Below are 17,343 nucleotides of genomic sequence, written 5' to 3'. Positions count from 1 at the left end.
AGGAACGATCATGACGAAGTCCGGTGGACTGCTGGCCGATGCGCTGGTGCACCTCAAGCCGTTGATGGACGACGAACGCATCTCGGAAGACGCCCGACGGCGGTTGTCGCAACCCAATCGGCTGGTCGAGGTGGAGATTCCATTGCGCATGGACGACGGTTCGCTCAAGGTCTTCACCGGCTGGCGTTCGCTCTACGACAACACCCGTGGGCCCGGCAAGGGCGGCATCCGTTTCCACCCCAACGTCACCGGCGACGAGGTCGCCGCGTTGAGCTTCTGGATGGCCGTCAAGTGCGCGGTGGTCGACCTGCCGTTCGGCGGGGCCAAAGGGGGTATCTGCGTCGACCCGAAGCAGCTCTCGCGCCTGGAGCTCGAGCGCCTCTCGCGCGGCTACATCCGGGCGCTGCTCGACGTGATCGGCCCGGATCGGGACATCCCCGCGCCGGATGTGAACACCAACGAAACCATCATGGGCTGGATGGCCGACGAGTACCGTCAGGCCGCCGGTCAGCATCGCCGTGGCGTGATCACCGGCAAGCCGCCCGGCCACGGTGGTTCGCTGGGGCGCACGGCGGCAACCGGTCGCGGCGCACTGCAGGTGCTCAATATCTGGGAGCGCCGGCGCGGCCGTGCCGATCAGCGCCCGCGTGTCGCGGTGCAGGGCTTCGGCAACGCGGGCTTTCACTTTGCCCGCCTGGCGCACGATGCCGGCTACCGGGTCGTCGCCATTGGCGATTCGCGCGGCGCGATCTACCGGGAGGAGGGTCTGGACCCGCTGCCGATCTGGGAGCGCAAGCACCAGTCCTCCGAGCTTTCGGGGCAGGTCTACTGCGAGGCGTCCGTCTGCGCGGAGGTCGAGGTGGAAAAGCTCACCAACGAGCAACTGCTGGCGCTCGACGTCGATGTGCTCGTGCTCGCGGCCCTGGAAAACGCCATCACCGAGAAGAACGTCGATTCCATTCGTGCGCCGACGATCCTGGAAATCGCCAACGGCCCGATCAACAACGCCGCCGACGTCAAGTTGGCCGAGCGGGACGTGACGGTCATTCCCGACGTGCTCGCCAACAGTGGCGGGGTGATCGTCAGCCACATGGAATGGGTACAGAACCGGATGGGCGACTACTGGACCGAAGACGAGATCGAGCGGCGGCTGTCCGAGCGTCTTGCCGAACAGGCCGATCTGGTTTTCGAACGGGCGGTCACCGAGGAGGAATCCCTGCGTTCGGCGGCCTACCGGCAGGGGATCGAACGCATCGCCATCGCCATGGACGGGTTGGGTACCGAGCGGTATTTCTGCGGTGATACCGGACCGTAGAGCGGTCGTTGGCGCGCGGGTTGGACAACCCATTCGGGCGGTCGGTTTGCGGGTCGGTTCCGGTACAATGTGGCGATGTTTCAAGATCCGATTCTCGACCCCCTCAACGCCGCCCAGCGCGAGGCGGTGACCAGCCCGTCATTGGCCACCCTGGTGCTGGCCGGTGCCGGTTCGGGCAAGACGCGCGTGCTTACCCACCGCATGGCGTGGCTGGTCTCCGAGCAGGGCATCTCGCCGTATTCGCTGCTGGCGGTGACCTTCACCAACAAGGCCGCCGGCGAGATGCGCGGGCGGTTGGGCGCGCTGCTCGACGGGCAGGAGCTGGGCCCGCGCGGCGTCGACGGCATGTGGGTGGGCACCTTCCATGGCCTGTCGCACCGCCTGCTGCGTCAGCACGCCCGCGAGGCGGGCCTGCCCGAGGGCTTCCAGATCATCGATTCGGACGACCAGCTGCGACTGGTCAAGCGCCTGATCCGCGAGGCGGAGCTCGACGAGAATCGCTTCCCGCCGCGGCTGGTCGCCTCGATGATCAACGGCTTCAAGGAAGAGGGTCTGCGCGCCCGCCACGTGGTGCCGGGTGACGACCCCATCCGCGACCAGGTGATCGTGATCTACAAGGCCTACGAACGCGTCTGCGAACGCAGTGGCCTGGTCGATTTCACCGAGCTTCTGCTGCGCGCCACCGAGCTGCTGCGCGGCAACGATGCGCTGCGCGCGCACTACCAGCGGCGCTTTCGCCAGGTGCTGATCGACGAGTTCCAGGACACCAACGCCCTGCAGTACGCCTGGGCACGATTGCTGGTGGGCGAGGAAAACGGCATCTTCGCCGTGGGTGACGACGACCAGTCCATCTACGGCTGGCGGGGCGCGAAGGTCGAGCACATCCAGCACTTCTCGCGCGACTTTCCCAACACGCACCTGATTCGCCTCGAGCAGAATTACCGCTCGACGCGCACCATCCTCGAGGCGGCCAACAGCGTCATCGCGAGAAACGCCGGAAGGCTGGGCAAGAACCTCTGGACCGAGGGTGACCACGGCGCGCCGATCCGCTTCTACCGCGCCTTCAACGACCAGGACGAGGCCAACTTCGTGGTCGAGCAGATCGCCACCGCGGTGCGCGAGGGCCACGACCGCGCCGACTGCGCGGTGCTGTATCGCTCGAATGCCCAGTCGCGCCTGCTCGAGGAGGCGTTGATCCGCGAGGGCATGCCGTATCGCATCTACGGCGGGCTGCGCTTTTTCGAACGTGCCGAGATCCGCGATGCGCTCGCCTACTTGAAGCTGGTTGCCAATCGCCACGATGACACCTCCTTCGACCGGATCGTCAACCGGCCCACCCGCGGCATCGGCGACAAGACACTCAATGAAATCCGCCAGGCGGCGCGCGAGCAGGGCGCCTCGCTGTGGGACGCCGCGCTGATCCTGCTGGCGGAGAACCAGCTTTCTCCCCGTGCGGCCGGCGCCCTGCGCCAGTTCATGACGCTGATCGAGGCGATCGACCAGCAGACACTCAGCGACGAGCTGGGCGAGCGCATCGAGAAGACCATCGACAAGAGCGGCCTGCGCGCGCTGTTCGAGAAGGACCGTGACCGCGAGCGCGGCGAGGCGAAAATCGAGAACCTCGACGAGCTGGTCAACGCCGGGCGTGGCTTTGTCATGGATCGCGACACGGCTGAAGAGATGGGCGAGCTCGAGGCCTTCCTTGCCCACGCGAGCCTCGAGGCCGGCGAGGCGCAGGGTGCGGCGTGGGAGGACTGCGTGCAGATGATGACCCTGCACGCAGCCAAGGGACTCGAGTTCCCGCAGGTGTTCCTGGTCGGCGTCGAGGAAGGGCTGTTTCCGCACCAGATGTCGATCGACGAGCCGGGGCGGCTGGAGGAAGAGCGCCGGCTCTGCTACGTGGGCATCACCCGCGCCGAGCAGCAGTTGACCATCACCTGCGCCGAGTCGCGTCGCCTGCACGGCAAGCAGATCTTCCCCATGCCGTCGCGCTTTCTCGGCGAGCTGCCGCCGGATCTCGTCGAGGAGGTTCGGCCGCGCGCGGCCCGCGCGGCGCAGGCCTTCGGTGCCCGACGACCTGAGGGCGAGCCAGGTCCACGCACCCACAAGCAGAACGAGACCGGCTTCGAGATCGGCCAGAACGTGCGTCACGCGAAATTCGGCGAGGGCACCATCCTCGATTGCGAGGGCACCGGCGCCTCGGCGCGGGTACAGGTCAACTTCGGCCAGCACGGCGCGAAGTGGCTGATCCTGTCGTATGCGAACCTGCAACCGGCCTAGGAAGCTAGAAGCGGGGAGCTCGAAACGTCTATTCTTCCAGCTTCAGGTCTCGAGCTTCCGGCTCATGCCCCCCGTTTTCCGCACACACCGAACAATTTGAAACCTTCAAGGAGTCCTGCCATGAAACGGCGCGAGTTTCTCACCTGGGCCGGTGCCGCCGGCATTGCCGCCACTGCCCTGACCGGCTGCAACAGCGAGACCGGCGAACAGGCCGGTGCGGTTACCGCCAACGGCCCGACGCCGGCCGACCCGATCCGCTGGAAGATGGTCACGACCTGGCCGAAGAACTTCCCCGGCCTGGGCACCGGTGCGAACAACATCGCCAAGTACATCACCGATATGTCGGGAGGCCGGCTGGTGGTCGACGTCTACGGGGCCGGCGAGATCGTCCCGGCGTTGGAGGTGTTCGACGCGGTCAAGGCGGGCACCGCCCAGATGGGTCACGGCGCGGCCTACTACTGGCAGGGCAAGATGCCGGCGGCGGCCTTTTTCGCGGCCTTCCCGTTCGGTCTGACGGCCGACGAGATGAACGGTTGGCTTTACCACGGCGAAGGCATCGAGCTGTGGGAAGAGCTCTACGCCCCGCACGGCATCATCCCGCGTCCGGGCGGCAACACCGGTCCGCAGATGGGCGGCTGGTTTAGAAAGCCGATCGACTCGGTCGAGGACTTCAAGGGGCTGAAGATGCGCCTGCCGGGTATCGGTGGCGAGGTGCTGCGCCGGCTGGACGTGTCGGTCGTCAACACCCCGGGCGGCGAGCTGTTCCAGGCGCTCAACGACGGCACCATCGATGCCGCCGAATGGGTCGGGCCGTTCAACGATCTCGCCTTCGGCTTCCACCGAGCGGCCAAGTACTACTACGCGCCGGGTTGGCAGGAGCCGTCGGCAACCATGGAGGCGTTGATCAACCAGGAGGCCTTCGAGGCATTGCCCGCGGACCTGCAGGCGATCGTCGAGGGCGCGATCAAGAGCGCGGCGCTGGACATGCTGTCCGAGTTCACCGCGCGCAACAACCGGGCGCTCAAGACGCTTACCGAGGAGCACGGTGTCGAGCTGCGCTACTTCAGTGACGAGATCATGGAGGCGCTGTTCGAGAAGTCCAACGAGGTGCTCGCCGAGATCACCGAGGGGGACGAGTTCGCCAAGCGCGTGTTCGAGTCTCTGACCGACTACCGCCGCGACGTGGCCGGCTGGACCGAGGGCTCGGAGTACACCTTCCTCACCTCGCGCCAGCGCTTCCTCGACTGAGTCAGTCGCTGGCCGAGCGGATGGTCCAGACCCGTTCGGCCAGCGTCGCTGCGAGCGGGCGCTCGTGGCGACCGATGGTGACCACCACGTCGGCCGAACCCGGCTGGCTGGCGCGACGACGCACGAACTGGCCGGGCAGGATCCCCAGCTGGGTCAGGCGACGCAGGTCGGCGGCGTTCTCGGCGGCCAGCCGGACAACCGTCGCGCCTTCGTCGATGGCGAGATCCCCCAGGGCCACCATCTGGCGACGTTCGACCGGCGCCTCGTCGGGGCGCGGGATCGGCGCGCCGTGCGGGTCGAACTCCGGCTGGCCGAGGTGGTCCCACAACCGATCGATCAGGCGGCTGGAAAAGGCATGCTCGAGGATTTCCGCCTCGGCATCGACCTCGGCCAGCGGCAGCTTGAGATCCTGGGCGAGAAAGGTCTCGATCACCCGGTGGCGGCGGATCATGTCGACGGCGATGGTCCAGCCGGCATCGGTGAGCGCCGCGCCCTGGTAGCGGGCGTAGTGGATCAGCCCATCGGCGTGCAGGCGCTTGAGCATGGCCGTGACCGAGGCGCGGGCGATGCCCAGCCGGTCGGCAATCGCCGAGGTGGACACCGCCGGCTCCGGCGACTGCTCGGCCAGCTTGAAGATCGCTTTCAGGTAGTCCTCGTACGCGGTGCTCGCCATGGTTACGCCTCAGTTCGGAGGCCTTACGTTAGCATGGTCGTATCGAGCCGTCCTTGCGGAGACTGGCCCGGCTTTCTACCATCCGCAGCCCCCGATACATGACTCATATTGACCCACGCTTCACTCACGCGAGGCCCGTTGTGCAGATATTTACCCGTTGGCTTTCCCGTGTCGCGACCCTGTCGCTGGCCGTCGTTTTCCTGGTCCCCGGCGTCCAGGCGCAGGACGAGGTGCTGCAATATGGCGGCGGTGACCGGGACGTCGAACCCCTCCGAGTGGTGGTTGATACGTCGTTCACCGCCGAGCTGGTCGATAACATCGCCGGTTCGTTCGTCGAGGTCGAGGCCGTGGTCGACGGCGAAGAATCGCCGCTGGCGTACTCGCTCGACAAGGACGATCGGGAGCGGATCGAGTCGGCCGATCTCGTCGTCTACCAGGGCCTGGGGTTGATGCCGGAATTCATCCAGGCGGCCGAGGCCCGCGAGAAGACCGACCGGGTCGTGCTCACCGATCGCATTCCCGACTTCCGCCTGATCGAGACCGAGGATGGCGTCAACCCGCACACCTACCATGACCCCTCGCTGCTGCAGTACTCGGTGGATCACCTGACGATCCGGTTGAAGGAGCGTCTCGAGACGGTGGCCGGCGAGATCGAGGGCAACCGCCTGCGGATCAATATCGAGCTCCAGTCCCTGATGCGGGAGACGGAGGGGCTGATGGAAGACGTGCCGCGTTCCGAACGGGTACTGGTCACCGACAACGACGTGTTCGCCTATTTTGCCAAGGCGTATCACTTCGAACTGCTGGACGTTACCGACGAGGAGCAGAGCGAGAAGGCCATCGAGTTGATCGAGCGCAACGAGACGCCGAACGTCTTCACGGTTGCCGGGGCCGGCGAGGAGGCGATCGAGGAATGGCTCGAGGCCAAGCGCGGTTCGGCGATTCCCGAGTCCGTCGGAATGGCGCCGGAATTGACCGGCCTGTGGCTGGGCGATAGCAACCTGCCCACCGGCACCTATATCGGCCTGTTCCGTGAGAATGTCAGCGAGATTATCCTGGGGCTCAAGCCGCTGCCGGAGGCGGGAAGCGAGGCGCCGGCCGAGTAGGTTGGGGCCGGTCGGCGGTCGACCACCTGTCGGTGCCGAGGGGCGATCAGCCGCTGGCGCGATGATCCTGCGCCAATTCCCGGTAGAAGCGGGCCGATTCGGCAAGGTGCTCGCGCTCCTCGTCGGTCAGCGGCCGGACCTTGCGTGCCGGGGCGCCGACATAGAGGTGGCCGCTTTCCAGCACCTTGCCGGGTGAGACAACGCTGCCCGCGGCGATGATCACCTCGTCCTCGACCACCACGTCGTCCATCACGATCGCGCCCATGCCGACGAGCACTCGGTTGCCGACGGTGCAGGCGTGCAGGATGGCGCGATGACCCACGGTCACTTCCTCGCCGATGCGGCAGGGCATGCCCTGTGGATGAGCGGCCGACGGCTGGTTGACGTGCACGATGACGCCGTCCTGCAGGTTGGTCAGGCGACCGGCCCGGATCTGCTGGACGTCGCCGCGCAGCACCGCGTTCGGCCAGATGGAGACGCCTTCTTCCAGCACCACGTCACCGATCACCACGGCGGTCGGATCGACCCAGCAGTCCTCGGCCACGGTCGGGAGCTTTGCCTGGAAATTGCGGATCATGCGGAAACCTCGGGTTCGATCGGGCGATGGCTTGCTGGTGTTCTGGCGCGCATTCTAGCGCAGGCAGAGCGGGAAACCCGAAGTGGGCATTGCCGGGTCTGATATCGTTTCTGCCCACGACTGACGATATCCAGCAGAACCTACACAGCCGCCACAGGTAACACCGTGTCCGTGATCGCCGAGAAAACCCGCGCCTATCTTGCCCTGACCCGGCTGGATCGACCGGTGGGTATCTTCCTGCTGCTCTGGCCCACCTACTGGGCCCTGTGGGTTGCCGGGGAGGGTCGCCCGGACCTGTTCATCTTCCTGATCTTCACCCTGGGCGTGATCGCCATGCGTTCGGCGGGCTGCGCGATCAACGACTTTGCCGACCGGCACGTCGACGGCCACGTGACGCGCACCAAGGGACGACCGCTGGCAACCGGGCGGATCACCGCGCGCGAGGCGCTGGGCGTGTTCGCCGTGCTGGTGGGCATCTCTTTCCTGCTGGTCCTGCAGCTGAATACCACCACCATTGCCTTGTCGGTGGTGGCGGTGATCCTCGCGGCGACCTATCCCTTCGGCAAGCGCTTTCACCATTTGCCGCAGGTGCACCTGGGACTGGCCTTCGGCTGGGCGATCCCGATGGCCTTCGCTGCCCACCACGGCGAGGTGGCGCCGGTTGCCTGGCTACTCCTGCTGGCCAACATCGGCTGGACGCTCGCCTACGACACCCTGTATGCCATGGCCGACCGGCCGGATGATCTGAAGATCGGGGTCAAGTCCTCGGCGATCCTGTTCGGCCGGTTCGACCTGGCGGCCGTGGCCTTGGCCTACTTGTGGACGCTGGCCTGGCTGGTGGGGGTGGGCTGGATGGTCAATCTCGCCGCCGGTTACTTCGTGGGGCTCGCCATCGCTGCGGTGTCGGCCGTCTGGATCCTGCGCACCGCCCGGTCGCGGCAGCTGGACGACTGCGTGCTCGCCTTCCGGCGCAACAACGTCTTCGGTGCGATCGTCATGCTGGCGCTGATCGCGGGATTCCTCTGATTCAAGCAACACCGGTACGGCCCGGTTACACTCCGATAGCTGGCTATCTAAACACCCGTTGGCGCGTCACGGGCCAGCCGGCGTTCCCATTCAGGCGAAACGGAGTGTTCCCATGATCAAGCGCACGATCCAATCCTTCATGGCCGCCGTGGTGCTGGCCATCGCGATGCCCCTGTCGGCCCATGCCGCCGAGCCCAACGATGACACGGCGGCCCTGGCCGGGGTGGAGGAGGCCAAGGGCGTCTTCCAGATTGACTTCACCGAGGCCGAGAAAACCGCGTTCTACCTGGAAATCATCCGCGGCACGCACGCCAATTTCGTCCGTCAGGGACTGGAGCCGGATCTGGTGATCGTGTTCATCGGCCCGACGGTCCAGTTCCTGACCACCGAGGCGGACGAGGATGTCGCCGACCCGGCGACCCTGATGCGCATCGAGTCCGAGGTCGCGCGCCTGGCCGAGCTCGGCGTGCGTCTGGAAGTGTGCGCGGTGGCCACCGAGGTGTTCGGGGTCGACAACGACACGCTGTTCGACGGACTGGAGCTGACCGGTGACGGTTTCGTCGCCATGATCGGCTGGCAGGCCCAGGGTTACCACCCGGTCACCATGTTCTGACCACCCGCCCGGTCGAGGCGAGCATGAACGACGAAGGCCCCGCCGGAGCGGGGCCTTTATGGTTGCGACGTGTGGTATTCAGCCGCGTTCTAGGCGGAACTGCCCCACCATCTCGGAGAGCGAGGCGGCCAGGCGGGCGAGATCGGCGCTGGCCGTGTTGATTTGCTCGATGGCATCCAGCGACTCGTTGGAGACCTGGTCGATGTTCACGGCGTTGCGATTGATCTCCTCGGTCACGGCGGTCTGCTCCTCGACCGCGCTGGCCACCTGGGTGGAGAGATCGGTGATCTGACGCACCGACTGGGCGATTTCGTCGAGCAGGCCCTGGGTGTGGCCGGTGCGGTCGAGCGTGTCGCGGGCGCTTTCGCTGCTGCGATCCATCACGCCGACGGCCTCGCGTACGCCGGTCTGGAGCTTATCGATCATCTGCTCGATCTCGCCGATCGAATCCTGGGTGCGATTGGCCAGGCTGCGCACTTCCTCGGCCACCACGGCAAAGCCGCGACCCTGTTCGCCGGCGCGGGCCGCCTCGATCGCGGCGTTCAGTGCCAGCAGGTTGGTCTGATCGGCAATCCCGCCGATCACGTCGAGCACCGAGCCGATCGAGTCGCTGTGCTTGTTTACGTCGCGGATGACGTCGCCGGCGCGCTGCATGTCGTCGGCGAGCGACTGCATGGCGCGCATGTTGTCGTCCATCGCCTCCATGCCGGCCCGTGCCCGATCGTCGGTCTCGGTGGCCGAGTCGTTCACGCTTTGCATGTTGCGCGCGATTTCCTCGACCGCGCTGCTCATCTGGGTGATGGCGGTGGCAACCTGCGAGGTCTCGTCGCGCTGCTTCTCCGCCCCGCCCTTGGTCTGCTCGGAGACCGCCGACATTTCCTCGGTGGCCGCGGCCAGTTGCGAGGAGCTGTTGGAGATGTCGCCCATCATCTCGCGCAGGCGCTTGACGGTGGCGCCGAGACGCCGAATCAGCTGGCCGGTCTCGTCCTTGGCGTCCGAGGTCGGGTCGATGGTCAGGTCGCCCTGGGCGACGTGATCGGCGATGTCCACGGCCTCCTGGATCGGGCGGACCACCGAGCGGGTGATGAGTAGGCCGGCGAGGATGGCGATCAGCACGCCGATCAGGCTGCCGAAGAACAATACGCCCTTCATGCGGGCATCGACCGTTTGTAGGGTGGCCTCACGTTCCTCGAGCAGGGCGCGCTCCTCGTCGATCATCGCGTGATCGAGCTCGCGCATGGCGTCCATGTCGGTCTTGGCCTCGGTCATCAGCTGTTGGGCCTGGCGACGCACCTCCAGTGAGATATTGCCCGCCTCGCGGCGCAGATCGACCGCCGGTTGCATGTAGTTGTCCATCCAGCTGTGGTAACGCTTTTCCAGTTCGGCCAGGCGTTCCAGCTGCTGCGGGTTGTCCGCGGTCATCTCCTCGAGGCGGTCATTGCGGCGCAGGAAGGCCTCCTTGCCGTCGTGGTAGGGCTCGAGAAAGCTCTCGTCGCCGGTCACGAGATAGCCGCGCTGGCCCGTTTCGATGTTCACCAGCGCCAGCACCTGGCTCTCGAGTTCCTCGAGCACGAGGTAGCTGTGCTTGTTGAGCGCCTGTGCTTCACGCACCTGGCTGTACTGCGCCCAAACCGCCCCCGCGATCAGTACGATTAACAGGGTGAGCAGGCCGAAACCCAGGCCAAGTCGGGTGCCTATGGGCAGGTTCTTCATCACGGGTCTCCTGTGTCGGGACGACTTTTGGTGGGTCGGCCCGCGTGGGGCGGAAGGTGTTGGTGCATCGGCTTATCGGCCGGCATGGCCAGAGGTTTAGCGCCTACTCATAAAACGGATTGGCCGGTTGTGCCGATTGCGTAGACCGCGAACGGGTAGTCCACGAGCGATCCACTTCTCGCTTGAGCCGCTCTTGGTGAGTCTATGGCCGGGTTTCATGCGTTCATCGGCATGCGTTACAGTCGACTCAACATCGGGATGTTTTCCCGGCACGAGGAGTTGCCGATGTTGTACCTACCGCGAACCGCCCGCGCCGAGCCGGGCGAGCTGGAACCGACCTTCAAGGCCGAGATCGCTGCCTTGTCCCCGGACGACCTGCCTTTGCAGCAGGGCATGGCTCACGGCAACGTCGCCAAGGGTGATGCCCTCTCGGCGATGGTGATCAGCACCGAGATCACTCCCGGACAGGTGCGCATTCACGCGGGCCTGTTCTTCACCAGCGTGGTTGCCGGCTGCGCCTGCACCAACGATCCCACCCCGATGAATGACGAGCCGGAGTATTGCGAGGTGGAATTCGCAATCGACCGTCCCGGCGGGGCGGCGCAGGTGCGGCTGCTGGAATCCGATGGATGAGCACATCGTCAACGTCCTGCGGTGATGCCGTCGCGCCGTCATCGACGGACGTCCCTTCACGTCAAGCCGCGTGGCCTGCGCATCGGATCGGCTTGCTGCTGTTGGCGATCTGGGTGCTGATCCTCTCGGTTCTGGCCTGGTCGAGCCTGCAGGCCATCGAGCGCTACGAACGTCATGCCAATGAACAGGTCGAGCAGCGCACGCGGCTGGTGGCACTGATGCAGTCCACCCTGATCGAGAGCGAGCTCGATGCCATCGATCGGGACCTGCGGGTGATTGGCGAACGCCTCGTCCAGCGACTGGGCGAGCCCGTCTCGCAGCAGGCCCGGACGATCGAATCCTCCCTCGATGCCAACGCCCTGGTGCGTGACCTGTGGTGGCTGGACAAGGCGGGTGAGCCGCTGGCCACACGCCGCGGGAACGATGTGATGATCGATCCGGCCCAGGCCTCTTTTTTTCGCGCCCATCTCCAAGCGCCCGGTCGGCAAGCCGGTGACGAGGTGTTTCTCTCGCAGCCGATCGGCGTCGGCGACACCCGCCTGATGGCGATCAGTCGCGCACTTCGTGACGAGACCGGGGCCTTCCACGGCGTGCTGGTGGCGTATGTCGATCTCGCCGCGCTCGCCGCGCTGCTCGATCGGGTGACCGCCGGCGAGCGCCTCGTGTCGCTGGTCGCCCATCGGCAGGGGCAGTTGCTGCTCAACCTGGCAGAGCACGGCCTGTCGGCGGAGTCGCTGGCCCACTGGCTGCAGGCGGGCGATGCCTTGCCGCCGCAAGCGGGGCGGTTTGCCGGGCGATCGGACGGCCATGATTATCAATATTCCCTCGCGCAGCCCGAAGGCTGGCCGCTGAACGTGGTCGCCGCCGAGGACCTCACGGTGCTGGAGACGCGGCTGGCCGACAACGCCAGCGATCATTACTGGCGCCTGCTGATCTGGGCGGTAGTCTCGGGCCTGTTGCTGCTGCTGGTCGGCTGGCTGTTCGCCCGTCGCGCCACGGCACTGAGTCAGGTCGCCGAGAGCGAGCGGCGGCTCGCCGAGAGCCATCGCCGCAATGCCGCGATCATCGAGGCGATGCCCGACCTGCTGTTCACCATGGATGCCGAGGGACTCATCCTCGATTTCGAGCCGGGTGACGGCATTCCCTTGCTGGTCGAGCCCGAGGTGTTTCTGGGGCAGACGGTCAGGGAGGTGATGCCTCCAGCGCTGGCCGATCTCACTCAGTCGGTGATCGATCGCACCTTGTCGAGCGGCAAGGTGCAGACGTACCAGTATCACCTCGATTTTGACGGCATCCGCCATTACTACGAGGGCCGCTGCTCGCCACTGTCGGAGAACAGCGTGCTGATCCTGATCATCGACATCACGGCACGCAAGCAGGCGGAGAATGCGCTCGAGTGGGCGGCCACCCACGATGCCCTGACCCAGTTGCCCAACCGTCGCTTGTTCCTCGACCGGCTGGCGTTGGCGTCCAGCGAGTTTCACCGGTACGGCGGGATCGGATTCTGCCTGCTGTATCTCGATCTCAACGGCTTCAAGGCGGTCAACGACACCCTCGGTCACGCCGCCGGCGATCAACTCCTGCAGCAGGTGGCCGAGCGCCTGGGGCAACAGGTGCGCGGTGCGGACAGCGTGGCGCGCCTGTCCGGTGACGAATTCGTGGTGATGATCAGTCACGCCAGCCGGCCCGAGGCGCGCGTGGTGGTCGGCAAGCTGCGCGAGGAGATCGGGCGGCCTTACGCGTTGGACGAGGGCGAGGCCCGGATCAGCGTATCGATCGGTATGGCCTGCTGCCCCGAGGACGGCCGCGCGGCGGAGGCCCTGATGCGCGCGGCCGATGCCGATATGTACCGGCAGAAACCCGTCAGGTAGTCGGTTCGCTGACTGATGGGCATCCACCGGATGGCCGCGACATGCGTCTGACCTAGGCGCGGGTCAGCGTGAGGCGAGGTAACGCTGGACGAACTCGTCGGCCGGTAGCGGGTGGCTTTCGAGGTAGCCCTGGTAGATGTCGCAGTGGTACTGGCGCAGGAAGTCGAGCTGGCCCTCGCGCTCGACGCCTTCGGCGAGCACCTTGAGCCCAAGCGTGTGGCCCAGATCGATGATCACCCGCGCGATCTGTCCGCGGTCACTGGGCTCGTCGATCAGGTCGATGAAGCGCTTGTCGATCTTGAGCACGTCGATGGCGAACTCGCGCAGCTGGCCCAGCGACGAATAGCCGGTGCCGAAGTCGTCGAGGGCGACGTGCACGCCTAGCGCCCGCAGGCGATCGAGCAGGTCGCGGGCCTCGGACTCGCGCCGGACGATCGCGCTCTCGGTCAGTTCCAGTTCCAGCCGGTCGGCCGGGAAGCCGGTGTCCTCGAGCACCCGCTTGACCAGCCGGTCGACCTCGCCGTGGCGCAACTGGTGCGGCGAGAGGTTGACCGCCAGACGCCCGAACTCGTGTCCGGCATCGAGCCAGGCCTTGCCCTGGCGGCAGGCCTCGCGCAGCACCCATTCACCCAGTGGCCAGATCAGGCCGGTGGTCTCGGCCACCGGGATGAAACGGTCGGGGGAGATCAGCCCGTCGGTGGGGTGCTGCCAGCGTACCAGCACCTCGGCGCCATGCAGGCCGTGATCGTCGACGCGAGTCTGGGGCTGGAACACCAGCCGCAGTTCGTCGTTGTCGATCGCCTGGCGCAGTTGCAGCTCGAGGGCGACGCGATCGCGCGCCGCGTCGGTCATCTCGTCGGAGAAGAAGCGGAACGTGCCCCGGCCCTCGTCCTTGGCCCGGTAGAGTGCCGTGTCGGCCTGCTGGATCAGGCCCAGGGGCGAGGCGGCGTTGTCGGGGAAGAGGGAGATGCCCACCGAGGCGAGCACGCGTACCTGCTGGCCCTTGGTCAGTTCCCAGGGCTCGCCCAGCGCGTTGATCACCTGGTCGGCCAGTTCGCCCACCTCGGCGGCCGAGTCGATGCCGGCGACGGCCAGGGCGAATTCGTCGCCGCCCAGCCGGGCGATGGTGTCGGCCTCGCCGAACCGGTCGCGTAGTCGCTCGCTCACCTTGATCAAAAGCTGGTCGCCGACGGCGTGGCCGAGGCTGTCGTTGACGTCCTTGAAGCGGTCGAGGTCGACCATGAGCACCGCGAGGTGACCGTGCTCGCGGCGCGCCACGTCGATCAACTGCTCGAGGCGGGCCATCATCAGCAGGCGGTTGGGCAGGCCGGTGAGCGGGTCGTGATGGGCGAGGAAATCGAGCTTGGACTCGTTCTCCTTCTGCCGGGTGATGTCGACGAACAGCCCGACGTAGTGCGTGATGTTGTGCTCGCGGTCGGTGACCGTGCTGATGCTCAGGATCTCGGGGAAGGTCTCGCCGTTCTTGCGCCGGTTCCAGATTTCGCCCTGCCAGTGGCCGTCGCGTTCCAGCTCCTCCCACATGCGGTCGTAGAAGTCCCGGTCGTGCTGTCCCGAGGCGAGCAGATCGGGCGTCTGGCCGATCACGTCCTCGGCGCTGTACCCGGTGAGGTCGGTGAAGGCCGGGTTGATCTCGAGGATCACCTGGTCTCGGTCGGTGATCAACACGCCCTCGCGGGTGTTCTCGATCACCTTGGCCATCAGCCGCTCGTGTTGTTCGACCTCGTGCCGGTCGTGGATATCGGTGACCACGCCGTCGTACCACAGCGGCGCGCCCTCGGCGTCGCGGCGCACCAAGGTGACTTCCTCGACCCAGCGGTATTCGCCGTCGGCCATGCGCACGCGGTATTCCTGGTGGTATTGCGTCTCGCCGCTGTCGACCTTTTCTTCGAAACCGCTGGCGACCATCGCCTGGTCGTCGGGGTGGATGATCTCGGCAAACGGGAATTGCCGTTCCTGCCACTCCTCGGCCGAGTAGCCCCAACGCTCGATGTTGCTCGAGACGAAGGCCGTCGGCCAGCCGTCCTCCGGCAACCAGCGGAACAGCACGGCGGGGCTGGCCTGGACGGCCTCGCGGGCGCGCTCGAGGTCCTCGAGGCGGTCGAAATAATCCAGCGCGAACGAGATGTCGGTCGCCAGCTCCTCGACGGTGCGGCAGATCGCGTCGTCGAAGAAATCGCTGACCTCGGCGTACAAGGCCATGGCGCCGATGATCTCGCCGCCCCGGTGGATCGGGAACGACACCACGGCATCGACGCCCGCTTCGATGGCCTGCTGGTGCCAGATGCCCGTCGCTAGTGTCGTCTGGAAGTGGTTCACCACGACCAGTTCGTCGGCGCGGATCGCCCGGCCCACCGGCCCCTGGCCGGCCGGCTCGTGCGGGTGGATGCTGACCTCGAGTTTCTCGATGTAGCCGGTCTGGTCGCCGAATTGCACCACGGGGTCGACCGATCCGGTTTCCGAGTCGATCAGCCCGATCCAGGCAAAGGCGAGGTGCCCGTGCTCGACGGCCACGCGGCAGGCCGTCTCGAACAGTTCGTCGGCCGTACGGCAGCGGGTGATCGCCTGGTTGGTCTGCGAGAGCAGGTCGTAGAGGTCCTTCTGGTGTTCCAGGGCGTGGTAGGCCTCGCGCTCGCGGGTGACGTCCTCGGCGATCGAGACCAGCCGTTCGGCCCGGCCATCCTCCGAGCGCGTCAGGCGGGTGTCGAAACGCAGGTGGGCGGTCGTGCCGTCCGGGCGCTTTAGGCTGAATTCCTGGGTGCAGTGATCGACCTGACCGTCGATGAGGTCCTGCATGGCGCGGTGTTCGTCACCGTGCAGGGCATCGCCCAGCAACTCGTCCCAGCTCTTGCCGACCAGCGACTCGCCCGGGCGCCCCAGCATCTCGGCCAGCCGCGGATTGGCATCGGTAATGCGACGGTTGGCCGGGGAGCTGATCGCCATGCCGAAGAACGGCATGTCGTAGAACACGCGCAGCAATCGGTCCTGCTCGGCGCTGCGCGCCGTCCAGCGCAGGGTGTCGCTCTCGCGCGTGCGGTGCCACAGCAGGGCGAGGATCACGGCCATGATCGCCAGCAGGAAGAAGGCGACTACCGCGAGTAGCCACAGCGTCTGGTGCAGTGGCTGCAGTACGTTGGAGCGTGTCTGGGTGGCCACGACCGCCCATTCTCGTCCCGGGATCGGGTGAACGGCACCGACCACGGGTTCTCCGTCGACATTGCTGCCGTCGATCGCGCGGGGCGGGGCATCGGCGGTGAAATCCCTTGGCCGCAGGCCGCTTTGCTCCCAGGGCAGGTTGGGCCAGGGGTCGTCGGCGGACCGCCGGGCAGTATCGTCGAGCAGCAGCACGGTCTCGTCCTGGGCGCGTGCCAGGTGCGTGGTCGTGGCGTTATGTGCCATCCCGACGGGAATGGCTGGCACATCGGCGCGCAGCAGCACCTGCGCGATCGTTTCGTCGCCGCCGATCGGCACCAGCCAGTCGATATGGGCGTGTCGGTCGGTATGCAGGTTGGGTGAGAGTTCGACGATCCGGCCGTCATTGGTGAGATCCACGGCCTGGACCAGTTTGTCCGGCCAGCGAGTCACGCCGCGGTTGATCAGCGGGGTGGTGCCGCTCGCATCGAGCAGAGCGGCACCCTCGTAGTCGTAGGCGGCGCGCAGGGCCTCGAAGCGGCCGATGACCTGCTGGCGGGCCATCTCGGTTTCGGGGCCATCGGTCGGTGACTCGGCCAGCAGGCGGATTGCCTCTTGCAATGTCCCCGATGATTGCAGAACCAGTGCATCGCTGGCGCGTTCCTCGAGCCAGGCATCGATGAAATCCGCGCGCAGCGCGGCGATATCGGCCAGCCGGGATTGGGCCGATTCGATCGCCACGGGCGCGCGGTAGAGATAGGTGCCCGCTGTCACGATGGCGACAATCAGCAGGTTGGCGACAAAGACGATCAGTGGCCCGCTGCGACTGCGTCGCGGGATCTGCGTGACCGTGTCACTCGTTGGGGACGCAGGTCGAGCCGGCATCAGCCAGCGCAGCAGCAAGTAGAGAATCAAGCCGGTGACGGCGACAAAGGCCAGGCCCTTGAACAATCCCACCCGGGCGAGTTGCTCGGCTGGCACGAACAGCCCCAGCAGCCAGTCGGAGGCGAGGATCCACAGGCCGGCATAGACGACGTAGGAGATCGCCAGCGCCAAGGGCGAGAACCACCGGCGGCGTCGAGGGGTGTCGGACTGATGATCTCGCGACGTCATGTCGTCGGGGATGTCCCTGGCGTGG

12 protein-coding genes are annotated in these 17,343 nt (G+C 66.3%); 8 read left to right on the top strand and 4 right to left on the bottom strand.

Annotated features, from left to right (window positions below; genetic code table 11):
* Window positions 1-10 precede the first annotated feature (10 nt).
* The 3 genes from D5687_RS08980 to D5687_RS08970 all read left to right on the top strand — a co-directional run bounded on the left by D5687_RS08980 (window position 11) and on the right by D5687_RS08970 (window position 4,843).
* Window positions 11-1,315 carry a Glu/Leu/Phe/Val dehydrogenase gene (locus D5687_RS08980; RefSeq protein ID WP_125199444.1) on the top strand — a complete coding sequence of 435 codons (1,305 nt, stop codon included), beginning with the start codon at window positions 11-13 and terminating at the stop codon, window positions 1,313-1,315.
* 75 nt (window positions 1,316-1,390) lie between these two features.
* The gene (gene uvrD, locus D5687_RS08975) at window positions 1,391-3,595 is read left to right on the top strand and encodes a DNA helicase II (RefSeq protein WP_125199443.1); all 2,205 of its coding nucleotides are present in this window, start codon (window positions 1,391-1,393) and stop codon (window positions 3,593-3,595) included.
* 120 nt (window positions 3,596-3,715) lie between these two features.
* Window positions 3,716-4,843: a TRAP transporter substrate-binding protein gene (locus D5687_RS08970; RefSeq protein ID WP_125199442.1), complete on the top strand. Its 1,128-nt coding sequence runs from the start codon at window positions 3,716-3,718 to the stop codon at window positions 4,841-4,843.
* A 1-nt stretch (window position 4,844) separates the two neighbouring features.
* Here D5687_RS08970 and D5687_RS08965 read toward each other — a convergent pair whose 3' ends face one another.
* Window positions 4,845-5,516 (bottom strand): metal-dependent transcriptional regulator, encoded by a 672-nt coding sequence (locus D5687_RS08965; RefSeq protein ID WP_125199441.1) that lies wholly within the window; start codon window positions 5,514-5,516, stop codon window positions 4,845-4,847.
* A gap of 140 nt (window positions 5,517-5,656) precedes the next feature.
* On the opposite strand from D5687_RS08965, the gene D5687_RS08960 reads away from it, so the two are divergent.
* Entirely contained in the window at window positions 5,657-6,622 is a 966-nt protein-coding gene (locus tag D5687_RS08960; protein ID WP_158611829.1) for a metal ABC transporter solute-binding protein, Zn/Mn family, read from the top strand.
* Between the two features lie 46 nt (window positions 6,623-6,668).
* Here D5687_RS08960 and D5687_RS08955 read toward each other — a convergent pair whose 3' ends face one another.
* Entirely contained in the window at window positions 6,669-7,199 is a 531-nt protein-coding gene (locus D5687_RS08955) for a gamma carbonic anhydrase family protein (protein ID WP_125199439.1), read from the bottom strand.
* 165 nt (window positions 7,200-7,364) lie between these two features.
* Here D5687_RS08955 and ubiA point away from each other — a divergent pair, with 165 nt between their 5' ends.
* Complete coding sequence (ubiA, locus tag D5687_RS08950) at window positions 7,365-8,225, top strand: 4-hydroxybenzoate octaprenyltransferase (protein WP_240031471.1); 861 nt, start codon at window positions 7,365-7,367, stop codon at window positions 8,223-8,225.
* Between the two features lie 112 nt (window positions 8,226-8,337).
* Complete coding sequence (locus D5687_RS08945) at window positions 8,338-8,838, top strand: DsrE family protein (protein WP_125199437.1); 501 nt, start codon at window positions 8,338-8,340, stop codon at window positions 8,836-8,838.
* A 78-nt stretch (window positions 8,839-8,916) separates the two neighbouring features.
* Here the strand turns inward: D5687_RS08945 and D5687_RS08940 are convergent, their stop codons facing one another.
* Entirely contained in the window at window positions 8,917-10,551 is a 1,635-nt protein-coding gene (locus D5687_RS08940) for a methyl-accepting chemotaxis protein (protein WP_125199436.1), read from the bottom strand.
* A gap of 204 nt (window positions 10,552-10,755) precedes the next feature.
* Here D5687_RS08940 and D5687_RS08935 point away from each other — a divergent pair, with 204 nt between their 5' ends.
* Window positions 10,756-11,184: a hypothetical protein gene (locus D5687_RS08935; RefSeq protein ID WP_240031470.1), complete on the top strand. Its 429-nt coding sequence runs from the start codon at window positions 10,756-10,758 to the stop codon at window positions 11,182-11,184.
* Window positions 11,181-13,055, top strand: coding sequence for a diguanylate cyclase domain-containing protein (locus D5687_RS08930; protein WP_125199435.1), 1,875 nt, complete (start codon window positions 11,181-11,183; stop codon window positions 13,053-13,055). Before D5687_RS08935 ends, D5687_RS08930 begins: the two co-directional genes overlap by 4 nt.
* A 63-nt stretch (window positions 13,056-13,118) precedes the next feature.
* Here the strand turns inward: D5687_RS08930 and D5687_RS08925 are convergent, their stop codons facing one another.
* Window positions 13,119-17,318, bottom strand: coding sequence for an EAL domain-containing protein (locus tag D5687_RS08925; RefSeq protein ID WP_125199434.1), 4,200 nt, complete (start codon window positions 17,316-17,318; stop codon window positions 13,119-13,121).
* Window positions 17,319-17,343 lie beyond the last annotated feature (25 nt).

It is taken from the genome of Guyparkeria sp. SCN-R1, from assembly GCF_003932495.1.
Classification (GTDB): Bacteria; Pseudomonadota; Gammaproteobacteria; order Halothiobacillales; family Halothiobacillaceae; genus Guyparkeria.
The sequence above is the reverse complement of the archived record's forward strand: the minus strand, read 5'-3'. Positions and strand labels throughout refer to the sequence as shown.

What these genes read in the sequence shown, in the direction of transcription:
- D5687_RS08980 (WP_125199444.1), top strand. Translation starts at nt 11, where the DNA reads ATGACGAAGTCCGGTGGACTGCTGGCCGATGCGCTGGTGCACCTCAAG.
- uvrD (WP_125199443.1), top strand. Translation starts at nt 1,391, where the DNA reads ATGTTTCAAGATCCGATTCTCGACCCCCTCAACGCCGCCCAGCGCGAG.
- D5687_RS08970 (WP_125199442.1), top strand. Translation starts at nt 3,716, where the DNA reads ATGAAACGGCGCGAGTTTCTCACCTGGGCCGGTGCCGCCGGCATTGCC.
- D5687_RS08965 (WP_125199441.1), bottom strand. Translation starts at nt 5,516, where the DNA reads ATGGCGAGCACCGCGTACGAGGACTACCTGAAAGCGATCTTCAAGCTG.
- D5687_RS08955 (WP_125199439.1), bottom strand. Translation starts at nt 7,199, where the DNA reads ATGATCCGCAATTTCCAGGCAAAGCTCCCGACCGTGGCCGAGGACTGC.
- D5687_RS08945 (WP_125199437.1), top strand. Translation starts at nt 8,338, where the DNA reads ATGATCAAGCGCACGATCCAATCCTTCATGGCCGCCGTGGTGCTGGCC.
- D5687_RS08940 (WP_125199436.1), bottom strand. Translation starts at nt 10,551, where the DNA reads ATGAAGAACCTGCCCATAGGCACCCGACTTGGCCTGGGTTTCGGCCTG.
- D5687_RS08935 (WP_240031470.1), top strand. Translation starts at nt 10,756, where the DNA reads ATGGCCGGGTTTCATGCGTTCATCGGCATGCGTTACAGTCGACTCAAC.
- D5687_RS08930 (WP_125199435.1), top strand. Translation starts at nt 11,181, where the DNA reads ATGAGCACATCGTCAACGTCCTGCGGTGATGCCGTCGCGCCGTCATCG.
- D5687_RS08925 (WP_125199434.1), bottom strand. Translation starts at nt 17,318, where the DNA reads ATGACGTCGCGAGATCATCAGTCCGACACCCCTCGACGCCGCCGGTGG.